Below are 10,667 nucleotides of genomic sequence, written 5' to 3' on the forward strand. Positions count from 1 at the left end.
GAATGGAACCACGCATTTCGGTGTTGACGCTCGGGGTCAATGATCTGGAACGGGCCGTCGCGTTTTATCGCGATGGTCTTGGATTGCCGACCGAGGGCATTGTCGGCAGGGAGTTCGACCATGGAGCAGTCGCCTTCTTCGACCTTCAATCCCACGTGAAGCTGGCCGTGTGGGCTCGTGACGATGTTGCCCACGACACGGGACTGCCGAAGACGGCTCCGTCCCCGACGGGTTTCACGATCGGGCACAACGTGACCCGCAAGGACGAGGTGGACCAGGTCATGGAGCAGGCCTACAAGGCTGGAGCCAAGGTTCTCAAGCCAGCCCAGGACACGTTTTGGGGCGGCTATGCGGGCTATTTCCAAGACCCCGACGGCCATGTCTGGGAGATCGTGTGGAACCCTACCTTCGTTCCTGCGGATTGAGCCTAGCTTCCTCCCCTTATGACAGGTCGCGGAGTTCTCGTCCCAGATCAGCTCCGGCGGCTTGTTTCCCTGCCAGTATCCGCAGAGATACCGCGAGGTCGGTTGCATACCAGTCGACGCACCGAGTCCAGAAGCGGTGATGAATGCCGACGTAGGCCCGTTGAACGCGGCTGAAGATGCTCTCGACCAGGTTAGTGTTGGTGCCGTCTTCGGTAAGGTAAGTCTTGGAATGGTCGACGCGAGCCAAGTCGCCCGAAGCGCCCGGCAGGTCGATCTCAGCGCCCGACGAACAGGGGCTTGCGCTTTTCCGCAAAGGCCATTCTCCCCTCATGGCGATCGGCTGTATCGCGCAGGAGGCCCCATGCAAGCTCGGTCATCTGAAAGGCCTGTGCCGTACTTGCGTTATCGGAGTTGACTGCAAGCATTTTGACCAACTGAACCGCAAGTGGCCCGTTTTCAGCGATTCTGCCTGCGACCTGGGTGGTCCGGAATGACAATTCTGCCGGCGGGCATACTTCTGTAACCAAGCCAAGCGCCAGCGCGCGGTGTGCGTCGATGCGGTCACCTGTCAGGAGCATCCGCATTGCAACTCCTCTCGGGATAGCTTTGAGCAGGTTCGGTACCCCTCCGCCACCTGGAAGACTGGATACAGCAACTTCAGGAAGGCCGAAGCTTGCGGTCTCCGAGGCAATGATGAAGTCACACTGAAGCGCAAGCTCCAAACCGCCGCCGAGGCATAATCCGTTCACCGAAGCAATAAGAGGCTTGCGGATTTGCAGTGTCTGAAGATTGAACAAGCGTATATAGAGGCCTCTCTGGCCTGACTCCTCAAGCGGCAAACCAATCGCTTCAGCGGGCCCTACTTCGTCGGTTCGGCCTGCCGTGAGATCGGCGCCGACGCAGAACGCCCGCCCGTCACCTCCACTGAGAATGATGACACGGACCGTCGGGTCAGCTGCGGCGGTAGCCAATTGGCCTCGCAACTCGGTAAGGTGCTCGGCATCGAGCGCGTTGAGCTTCTCAGGCCGGTCGATCCGGATCGTCGCCACGGAATCTTCGGTGACACGTGTAATGGTCATTGCACGTTACCTTAAACGCTAGGGCTCGACAGTGAGCGGCCACCGCACACGTATAGAAGCTGCCCCGTGATGTAGCTGCTCATTCGGTCAACGAAGAACATGACGGCTTGGGCAATGTCTTCGGGGGTGCCTATGCGCTGCATGGGAACGCTCTTCTTCAGTCGTTCCTGTACATCCTCGGAGAACGTGTGGAACAGGGGCGTCTCGACGATACCGGGCGCAACTGCATTGACGGTGATACCCTGCGACGCCAGCTCAATGGCAAGACTCCTGGTCAAACTGACCACTCCCCCTTTGGCGGCTGAATAGTTCGACTGCCCGAAGCCTCCAAGCCATGCCCGCGATGAGATATTGACGATCCGTCCGTATCCCTGCTCGATCATCAGTGGCACAGTTGCCTTGCAGGTCAAAAACTGGGATTTGAGATTGGTCGCAATCACGCTGTCCCAATCGTCTTCGTCCATTTTGATGAGGCGGCGGTCCCGTACAATTCCTGCATTGTTGATCAGAATATCGATGCGTCCCAGCTCCTCCTTGACGCGGGCAATGCCACTCTCGACCTGATCCCATTTCGTTACATCGGTCTGAATTCCTAGCACCCTTGCGCGGGGAAACGTGGCACGAAGTCTATCAACTGCAGCGAATAGTGCGGCTTTGTCGAAGTCGATCAGTGCAACATCCTTCTCGGCGTTGAGCAGAGACTCGGCGATTCCTAGTCCGATTCCCCTGGCACCGCCAGTTACTACTGCGATATCTCTCGGGCTCATGTCAGACTCCCAGAATGTGTACGGCGGACGCGGCATGATCGACGCCGGCGATACCTCCTCCGGTACACTGCGTCAGGCCGATCTTGGCATTTTCGATCTGCCGCCCAGGTGCACGGCTCTGAAGCTGCCATGTCACCTCGACCATTTGCGCCACTCCGGTCGCGCCCAGAGGATGACCTTTTGCGAGCAACCCACCACTTGGATTGACAGGCACTCGACCACCGAGGGCAGTATCTCCGCTCCTGAGCAGAGCCGCTCCCTCACCTGGACGCGCCAGTTGAAGAGCCTCGTAGTACAGGAGTTCTGCGATTGTGAACGCGTCATGCAGTTCGACCATCCCGACGTCTCTCGGGTCTACGCCCGATTGCTCGTATGCAATTCTGGCCGTGCGGGCTGTAATCTCGGCGTCGAGTGTGTCCTCACACCCGACTTCCTGATGGCCGGATTGAACTGCGGATGCGAGGATCCTTACCGCTGCTGGATGCATTGTCGGACGCTTCGTTGTCAGGATGACGGCCGCGGCCCCATCGACAGCGGAGGGGCAGCATTGAAGCAGCGTTAGCGGTTCCGCCACCGGTCGGGAATGGAGGACGTCTTCAAGCGTCACCTCGGTACGTTGCTGCGCGAGGGGATTGCGTGCCCCGTGAGCCCGGTTTTTCACCGCGACACGAGCTAATGTTTCCGGCGCCTCACCCCGTTCGTGGAGGTAGCGAGTAGCACGCATTGCGTAGACGGTCGGGAGGGTCATTCCCTGAGATGCATACAGCTCGGTCTTGTAGTCGTTTCTTTGAAGCGGAATCGTTCCACCTCCAAGCTGTGTGAGTTGTTCGACGCCGAAGACAACGACCGTTTCATAGAGTCCGAGCTTGAGAGCATGACACGCCAGATGAACTGCGGTTGCACCGCTCGCACATGCGTTCTCTACGTTGTACAGAGCAGGTCCCGTGATGCCGAGATCGCGCATCATGACCTGACCGAGCACCATGCCGCCATACACATTGGAGGCGTAGATGGCGTCGATGTCGTGCTTGGTCAGGTCTGCATCCTTCAGAGCATCACTGACCGCAGCCTGAGCCAGATCTTGCATTGAGCGGTCGTGATGTCGACCGAACGCTGTCATTGCTGCGCCAGCAATGAAGACTTCGCTGGTCATGGTTGTCCCCCTATACCAATTCAAAGTGATAGTCAGTGGCGGTGTCTGTGCTGCCGGTCCGCACGACCCGGACGACCGCCCCGACTCGTGGGCGTTCTCCATCCCGAAGGGCAAGTCTGCCGAAGACACGTGTGCTCTCCGGAAAGTCGGCATAGATCAGTGTGAAAGGTGTCAGGCCTGTTTTGGGATTGGGGTGGATCACGGTGAAGCTGTAAAGGATGGCCTCCGGCGAAAGGGTGATCGGTTCATATCGATCAGCAGACGGAGACGTGTCCGGCACCCGTGGGAAAACCCCTTTTCCTGTCGTCCTTTCGCGGGACGCTTCCAGCATTGCGCCCGAGTTGTGGGTTGTGGGCCGGACCCGCCCCGCGATCTCGTCGATCCTGTCCATTGAATTTCCTCCCGATAGGGGCTGGTGTCAGCGGCTCCAATTTACGGCATGGCTACCTCTTCCCAGCACGACAAAGCTGCGCCAGGCTGTTGACTTAAAGGCAACAGTCCGTTTATCTCATCGACATGGATAGGCTGCCGCCACTCAATCCGTTACGGGCTTTCGAAGCGGCTGGAAGGCTGCAAAGCATTCGGCGTGCGGCAGATGAGCTGATGGTGACGCCCGGAGCGGTCAGCCGTCAGGTGCAGAGACTGGAAACCTACCTCGGCGTTCGCCTGTTTCGGCGCGATCCTCGCGAGATTGTTCTCACGTCTGAAGGGGAGCAGTATCTCGCCGCCATTAGCCGGCACTTCGACGGTATTCGCGAAGAAACCCTAAAACTAACGGGCAAGAAGACAATCGAAATTCTTCGGGTGCGTGCGTACACCACATTCTCGATGAAGTGGCTCATCCCCAAGTTGAGCAGTTTTCACCAAGCCAATCCGACGACCGAGGTCCGGCTGACCACCTCGAATGAAACGGTCGATTTCGAGCGCGAGAACGTCGACGGGGCAATCAGGCTGGGAGATGGAAATTGGCCGGGGGTGGAGATTGACCGAGTGCTGAAAAACGAGTTGGTCCCGCTCTGCACACCCGCATTCAAGGACAGGCATAATCTTCAAAGGGCAGATGACCTGGCGAAGGTTCACCTGTTGCATTCGCTGGTGCGGCCTGACGATTGGCGATTTTGGCTCGAAGCCGCGGGTTGCAGGGGGGTAGATCCCTACTCCGGCTTCAAGTACGCGAGCTCCACGCTCGCCTATCAAGCCACTCTTGAAGGCCAAGGTGTCATGATCGCTCAGATGGCGCTCTTTATCGACGATCTGAAAGCGGGCAGGCTTACCCGTCTGTTTGACCTGAGCCTCGATCGGGGCGATTACACGTACTATTTCATTTATCCCCGCAATCGCCTGCGTAACCCCGCTTTTAGGCGGTTCAGAGTGTGGCTGCTGGAGCAAGCAGAAAGAACGGAAGCTATCGTATCAAGCCCTGATCTAATGCTTGGCGTGGAAGGCTAATATGCCCCCGCTCGGTACGCGGGGGCCGCTCCTGGCAAGACGAGCAAGGGTCCTTAGCGGAGTGCTGTGCCTTTGGTCTCGGGCAGCGTCGCGTAGACTTTCGCCGCGATCAGGCAGATTGCTCCCAAGTAGATCCACGTGAAACCTCCATAACCCCACCCGTTCATTGCCGTTATGATGTACGGCGCAGTGCCGCCAAACAATGTGACGGACAAGGCGTAGGGCAGTGCCACGCCGGTCACACGCACCTTCGCGGGGAGTTGCTCAACCATGAACACCGCGGCAGCTCCCGCGAAGCCCGTCATAACCAGCATTCCGACAGTCATCATCAGCAGGGCTTCAGCGAAGGTCATGCCTTCATACAACAAACCGAAGCTGGGCCAGGCCCAAACTGCCGACAACAGTGCGAATGTGACGAGAACAGGCTTTCTGCCAATCCGGTCCGCAAGTTTGCCGACGAACGGGATCACAAGCAGCGACAACCCTACGGAAATGACTCCGATCAACAGCGTATCTGAGCGGGACATCCCAGTGACGATATTGATGTGGGACGGGTAGTTTACCATCCATACATAGTTCAGCAGATTTCCGGCCATGGCGATGCCGATCACCCGCAGGGCATCGCGCCGATGCCGAAGAAGAACGTCCTTCAATGGACTCTTCGGAATCCCCTCCGCTGCGACCCTCTTCTTGAAGACTTCGGTTTCGCCGACTGAGAGCCGGATCCACAGGGTAATCAGACCAAGGAATGCAGCGACGACGAACGCAACACGCCAGCCCCATGTAGCGAGCCCTGACTCGCTCCCTACAACCGCAAGCACGTATCCTAGGATGAACGACACCAGAGTTCCGGCATTGATTGCGAACCACTGCCAGGATCCGGCGAATGCCCTCCGCTCGGCCGGCGCCGACTCCACCAAGAATGCCGATGCAGATCCGAACTCTCCACCGGCCGAGAAGCCCTGTACAAGCCGCGAGAGCACAAGAATGATCGGGGCGGCTATCCCAATGCTTGCATATCCTGGGCAAATACCGATGACGAGTGATGCAACCGACATAAGGAGGATCGAAAGTGTGAGGCCTGCCTTTCGACCATAGCGATCGGCAAAAGCGCCCAGCACAGCCCCACCTACAGGACGCATCACAAATCCAACGGCGAAGACGGCAAAGACCGAGAGCAACGCCGTCAAACTGTCACCTGCAGGGAAGTATTCCTTTGCCAGGATCGAGGCGAAGGTCGCGTAAATTACCCAGTCTGTATACTCGACAATCGTACCCAGAGTAGCTGCGACGACGGCTTTTCTCTGAGCACGCGTTAGTGATTGCACTCGTCCGTCAACGGGTGCCGCATGAGTTTGAATAGCAGGCGTATCGCCCAGTAGTTCTGACATTGCTAATTCCTCCCTGGGTTCAGTTCTGGCCGGTTCCCAGTCAACCAAACGAAACGATCTCAGAAAGGGCGAAGCCGCGAGAGCGACTTTTGCAAACGGTTCCGTTGACAAAATGTCAACAAGCGTTGCCATGCCGATAGTTGAGCAAAAGTCAACAACCCCTGCAGAAAACTCGCTTGTAGCCGGCGGGGAAACGAGGCTGCGTTACCGGCAATAACAGTGGAGGAAACCCTGCCCATGTCGGTAGCAACAGAAATTGGCTTTATCGGGCTTGGCGCCATGGGCGCTCATATGGTTCGCCACCTGCTCGCGTCAGGGCACAACGTGCATGTCTATGACACGAATCCTGCGGCACTTGAGAAGTGCCAAGCCCTGGGCGGCAAGGTCCTGTCATCCCCGAAAGATGTCGCAGACGCGGTCGACGCCGTACTCGTATGTCTGCCGACGCCTGACACCGTCACGCGGGTCGCTTTAGGCCCCGACGGCATTGTCTACGGATCCCGGGCGAAGATTTATGTCGATCATTCAACAACCGGTCCGACCGTCGCGAAGCAGGTTGCGCAGAGCCTCGCGCAACGGCAGATCACGGCGTTGGACGGACCGCTGGCTGGCGGAGTGGCTGGAGCCGACGCCGGAACATTGTCGGTCATGGTTTCCGGGGCAAAATGGGCGTTTGAGCAGCTGACTCCCGCGTTCAAGAGCTTTGGGCGAAACGTCGTTCATGTCGGTGACGACGTCGGGCAGGGTCAAGTCCTGAAGCTGATCAACAACATGATCGTCGGCGCCAACCTCATCGTTGCGGCGGAGGCGATCCTCTTTGGCGTGAAATTCGGCCTTTCAGCCGAAACGATACTCCAGATGCTAAATGTCAGCACTGCACGAAGCTTCGTCACGGAAGACCTTCTTGGAACGCGCATCATCGATCGCAAGTTCGACTTTGGGTTCCGCCTCGAACTCATGCTCAAGGACCTCCGGCTCTGCATCAACGAGGCCGACGCAGCCGGTGCCCCCCTTATGGTTTCTGCCCTCGCCAAGCAATTCTATGAACTGGCGCACGCCCATGGTGGGGTAGCCGACGATATGTCCGTGGTTGTGAAGGAGCTCGAGGAGGCCACAGGGGTGACAATCAGCCGGTGATAGTGCGCCGCGGATTGGAAAAGCGATGAGCGAACAGTGAACGGTGCCGTGATGCTACAAGATGCCCTTCAAAACTTGGCAGTCCTGGATTTCACCCATGTCGGGGCTGGGCCAACCTGTACCATGCTGCTCGCCGATATGGGTGCTCGGGTGCTCAAGGTGGAACCTCCCGACGGAGAGCTTGGACGAAAGCTCGGTCCCGCTTGGATTGGCGAGGATAGCGCACTCTACCACGGCTTTAACCGGAACAAACTTGGCCTGAGCCTGGATCTCAAATCTCCCGCGGGTGTCGATGCAGCCCGCCGCCTGGCAGCCAAGGCCGATGTTCTCGTCGAGAGCATGAGGCCAGGAGTGATGGAGCGGCTAGGCCTAGGGTACAATGAGCTTTCAAGGGCCAATCATCGCCTCGTGTACTGTTCGATCTCCGCTTACGGTCAAAATGGCCCCTACTCCGATAGAGCTGGTGTGGACGGCATCCTTCAGGCAGACAGCGGGCTAATGAGCATTATAGGAACGGAGGGTTGCGAACCCTCCAAGGTCCAAGCTCCTGTTGTCGATGTCTTCACCGGATATGTCGCCGCGATGGGCATCCTTGCGCAGCTTCGCAAAACAGAGTCCAGCGGGCGTGGAGCTCACTTGGATGTCAACCTGTTCAACTCGTCAATTGCCCTGCAGCAGGTCTCGCTCACAAACTATCTTGCGGACGGAATCCGTCCGGAGCGAATTGGTAGCGCAGCCCCGTATTCCGCCCCTAACGAAGCTTTCGAGGCTGCGGACGGCTGGCTGATGGTCGCCGCTTACAACGGCGGCAGATGGGAGCGCCTTTGCGAGGTACTTGAGCTGCCGGAGTTGACCGCCGATCACCGCTTCTCGACCTCATCGAAACGTGTCGCAAACCGTGATGCCATGCGTGACCTGCTGGCTGCCCAGTTTAAGACGAGGACACGGGGCGATTGGCTCGCAGTTCTCACGGCCGCAGACATCCTATGCGCGCCCGTCGCGAACTATGACGATCTGCTTCAGCATCCTCAACTGCAGGCAAATGGCATGATCGCCTCAGTCGCGCACCCTGAGCTTGGGACAGTTCGCATGCCCGGCTTTCCAATCAATAGCTTCCAGGTGAACAGAGTTGATCATTCACATGCGCCGGCTATCGGCGAGCACTCGAAGACGATTCTTAGCGAATTCGGGTTTAGCGAGGACGAGATCCGTGTGCTCGTCCATTGCGATTTAAAACAAGACGAGGAGCGCCGCGCCGTCGCTGCAGGCTAATCAACGCAATCTGAGGAGGAAACAATGTTTGAGCGTGTCGTAAATTTCATTGATGGGAGCGATGTCGATCCAGCAGAAGGTAACTTCGTAGACAAGGTCGACCCGCGGACACTCAAAAAGATAAAAGAGGTGGCGAACGGAGGTCCGAAGGATGTCGAAATCGCAGTCCAGTCCGCCTCAGCCGCTCTCCCGGGATGGGGCGATATGCGACCGGCTGACCGCGGCAGGATCCTGGTCGATATTGCCAGGAAGCTGCGCCAGGAAGGTCAGTACATCGTTGAGATCGAGCGTATCGAGACGGGAAAGCCAGGGCGCGAGATGGCCCAACTCCTGGACCTCACTGCGCAGTACTTCGAGTTCTATGGCGGGATCGTCAACGTTATGGACGGCGAAGTTATCAACATGGGCCCCAACTATCATGTCTATACCCGGCGCGATCCTTTCGGCGTCATCGGGGTGATCCTGCCGTGGAATGCGCCGCTGCACCAGGCGGCACGAGCGATCGCTCCTGCGCTCGCGACAGGTAACACCGTTGTGGCGAAGCCCTCGGAACATACGTCAGGCTCGCTTGCGGTCTTCGCAAAGTTTGCCGTGGAGAGTGGGCTCCCGCCAGGAGTTCTGAACGTTGTGGTGGGCAAAGGCAGTGTACTGGGGCCTGCGCTCGCGAGCCACCGCGACGTGAGGAAGATCTCCTTCACGGGTGGCCTCAAAGCCGGTCAGGAACTGGGCCGCATCGCGGCAGAACGGGTTTTGCCCATTACATTAGAGCTCGGAGGCAAGAGTGCGAACATCGTGTTCGAAGACGCAGATCTTGATGCTGCCGCAAAGGGATCTACGACTGCATTTACCTGGAATAGCGGACAATGGTGCGCGGCGGGAGCAAGATTGCTCGTGCAGGAGAGTATCCATGACATTTTCGTTGAGAGGCTGATCGAGAATGTATCCAAAATTCGTCTGGGAGCAGATTTCGACGCGACCAATGGCCCGATTACTACGCAGGCGCAGTTTGACAAGATAAAGAGCTTCTTCCGGATCGCGGAGCGGGATGGATTGGTAGCGGCCATTGGAGGCAAAGTAGCCACTGCCGCAGATCTGCAGGGTCATTATATTGAACCCACCGTCTACACTGGAGTCAGCAATGACATGGAAATCGCGCGGGAGGAGATCTTTGGTCCCATATTGAGTGTCATCCGATTTAAGGATGAGGCCGACGCAGTCCGCATTGCAAACGATTCTGACTTAGGATTGGCCGCAGGAATCTGGACGCGGGACCTTGGGCGCGCGCACCGAGTCGCCGCACGTCTGGAGGCTGGGCGTATCCTAGTCAACGAGTATAGTGGCGGCTTCGTCCAGACGCCGTGTGGTGGCTTCAAGTTTAGCGGGTACGGTCGCGAACAGGGCGTCGAAGCATTGTCACATTACACGCAGACCAAATCCGTGATCATTCGTCTATCATGAAGATGATAGACCATTGTATGGGGATGTGTCGCAAACTTTTTGTTTCAGAGTTTCCGCTACAGCGTCAAGGCCACAGTGAGGGGGGACGCAGTGTTCAAGGGCAGGCAATTCGATAAATCCGTGATCCTGCTCTGCATTCGGTGGTATTTGGCTTACAATTTGAGTCTGCGGAATCTTGAGGAGATGATGGCCGAGCGCGGCATCTCCGTTGACCATGCGACGGTGCATCGCTGGGTTATTCGCTACTCCTCCGAGTTGCTGGAGCAGTTCAATCGCCGCAAGCGAGCCGTCAGCCGAAAATGTTGGGGTGGACGGCCCCCTTATTACGGCATCGCTGTGCCAGAATGAGGTCATTGCAGATCTCAAACACAGGAGACCGTCCGTGGACCAGATTATTCGCATCGGGATGGAAACGTCAGTGCGCCGGGAGACCGGCAAGGAGTAGGAGGTGAAAGTCCCCCACGATGAAGGGCTAGCAACCCATATCGGCCCCAAGCCGTGCGCAGGCAACCGTGAGGATGTCGGCGAAGCGTCGG

General features: G+C 57.8%; 11 protein-coding genes and 1 pseudogene. 6 read left to right on the forward strand and 6 right to left on the reverse strand.

Going from position 1 to position 10,667, the window contains the following annotated elements; genetic code table 11:
- Window positions 1-425 (forward strand): VOC family protein (locus ACS5Q1_RS43600; protein ID WP_473104071.1); only part of this gene is annotated, 425 nt, incomplete at its 5' end.
- A 16-nt stretch (window positions 426-441) separates the two neighbouring features.
- On the opposite strand, the gene ACS5Q1_RS43605 is transcribed toward ACS5Q1_RS43600, so the two are convergent.
- Genes ACS5Q1_RS43605 through ACS5Q1_RS43625 form a run of 5 tightly spaced genes read right to left on the reverse strand, consistent with a single transcriptional unit; the run spans window position 442 to window position 3,815 of the window.
- On the reverse strand, window positions 442-756 hold the full coding sequence (locus ACS5Q1_RS43605) for a transposase (RefSeq protein WP_473104072.1): 315 nt from the start codon (window positions 754-756) through the stop codon (window positions 442-444).
- Window positions 701-1,474, reverse strand: coding sequence for an enoyl-CoA hydratase/isomerase family protein (locus ACS5Q1_RS43610; RefSeq protein ID WP_473104073.1), 774 nt, complete (start codon window positions 1,472-1,474; stop codon window positions 701-703). Before ACS5Q1_RS43610 ends, ACS5Q1_RS43605 begins: the two co-directional genes overlap by 56 nt.
- Before the next feature lie 41 nt (window positions 1,475-1,515).
- Window positions 1,516-2,271, reverse strand: coding sequence for an SDR family oxidoreductase (locus ACS5Q1_RS43615; RefSeq protein ID WP_473104074.1), 756 nt, complete (start codon window positions 2,269-2,271; stop codon window positions 1,516-1,518).
- A 1-nt stretch (window position 2,272) separates the two neighbouring features.
- Window positions 2,273-3,424, reverse strand: coding sequence for a thiolase family protein (locus ACS5Q1_RS43620; RefSeq protein WP_473104075.1), 1,152 nt, complete (start codon window positions 3,422-3,424; stop codon window positions 2,273-2,275).
- A gap of 10 nt (window positions 3,425-3,434) precedes the next feature.
- Complete coding sequence (locus ACS5Q1_RS43625; protein ID WP_473104076.1) at window positions 3,435-3,815, reverse strand: OB-fold domain-containing protein; 381 nt, start codon at window positions 3,813-3,815, stop codon at window positions 3,435-3,437.
- A gap of 125 nt (window positions 3,816-3,940) precedes the next feature.
- Here ACS5Q1_RS43625 and gcvA point away from each other — a divergent pair, with 125 nt between their 5' ends.
- On the forward strand, window positions 3,941-4,873 hold the full coding sequence (gene gcvA / locus ACS5Q1_RS43630; RefSeq protein ID WP_473104077.1) for a transcriptional regulator GcvA: 933 nt from the start codon (window positions 3,941-3,943) through the stop codon (window positions 4,871-4,873).
- 53 nt (window positions 4,874-4,926) lie between these two features.
- Here gcvA and ACS5Q1_RS43635 read toward each other — a convergent pair whose 3' ends face one another.
- Window positions 4,927-6,264, reverse strand: a complete 1,338-nt coding sequence (locus ACS5Q1_RS43635; protein ID WP_473104078.1) for an MFS transporter — start codon at window positions 6,262-6,264, stop codon at window positions 4,927-4,929.
- A gap of 237 nt (window positions 6,265-6,501) precedes the next feature.
- Between ACS5Q1_RS43635 and ACS5Q1_RS43640 the strand changes: the two genes are divergently transcribed.
- The 4 genes and pseudogenes from ACS5Q1_RS43640 to ACS5Q1_RS43655 all read left to right on the forward strand — a co-directional run.
- Window positions 6,502-7,401: an NAD(P)-dependent oxidoreductase gene (locus ACS5Q1_RS43640; RefSeq protein WP_473104079.1), complete on the forward strand. Its 900-nt coding sequence runs from the start codon at window positions 6,502-6,504 to the stop codon at window positions 7,399-7,401.
- A 51-nt stretch (window positions 7,402-7,452) separates the two neighbouring features.
- Window positions 7,453-8,673 carry a CaiB/BaiF CoA transferase family protein gene (locus tag ACS5Q1_RS43645; protein ID WP_473104081.1) on the forward strand — a complete coding sequence of 407 codons (1,221 nt, stop codon included), beginning with the start codon at window positions 7,453-7,455 and terminating at the stop codon, window positions 8,671-8,673.
- Window positions 8,674-8,697: 24 nt separating this feature from the next.
- A complete protein-coding gene (locus ACS5Q1_RS43650; protein ID WP_473104080.1) occupies window positions 8,698-10,131 on the forward strand; it encodes an aldehyde dehydrogenase family protein in 1,434 nt (477 codons plus the stop codon).
- 90 nt (window positions 10,132-10,221) lie between these two features.
- A pseudogene (locus tag ACS5Q1_RS43655) lies at window positions 10,222-10,431 on the forward strand (IS6 family transposase); the annotation flags it as partial.
- Between the last annotated feature and the right edge of the window lie 236 nt (window positions 10,432-10,667).

It is taken from the genome of Microvirga sp. GN3 (genome assembly GCF_055792825.1).